General features: G+C 50.1%; 1 pseudogene. It reads left to right on the top strand.

The annotated features are described in order from the left end of the window. Positions 1–539, top strand: a pseudogene (locus J7439_RS26075) (hypothetical protein); the annotation flags it as partial.

Here is a 539-nt window from a genome sequence, read left to right as displayed (position 1 = left end):
ATCGGGCTGAACAAAGCCAGCTGATTCATTTGCTGCAAAATTTTACCGCAACACGGAGTTGGAATTGGCGAAGCCTGACGACAACACTTCATTCATTGACTTCAGCGGGTGTTTTTACCCCTCATCAACCCATGGATGAGTGTGTCAAGCTTACTCAAGCTGCCTTATTATCAACGCTACTTGATGCAATCATATTCAAGTGCAGCAAAAAACCTCAAGCCAGGAATATTGAAGCCCAGGAAATCACCAACATGCTCTGGGCCATGGCAAAACTGGTGGCCAACGGGCAGGAACGAACACCAGAACTCAAAAAGGCCGTGGCTGCGCTGTTGCCCCACTTAAACGCAAAGAAAGCTCACTTTATACCACAGGAAATCACCAACCTACTGTGGGCCATGGCAAAACTGGTGGACAGCGGGCAACAGCGGACGCCAGAGTTCAACGGGGCCGTGGCCGCGCTGTTGCCCCATGTGAACGCACAGAAAGCTAACTTTAAACCACAGGAATTCACCAACCTGCTTTGGGCTATGGCGAAACTG

Origin of the sequence: Salinisphaera sp. G21_0, assembly GCF_017744115.1 — a bacterium.
Classification (GTDB): Bacteria; Pseudomonadota; Gammaproteobacteria; order Pseudomonadales; family Endozoicomonadaceae; genus Endozoicomonas.
This window is presented reverse-complemented; position numbering and strand designations above follow the sequence as displayed.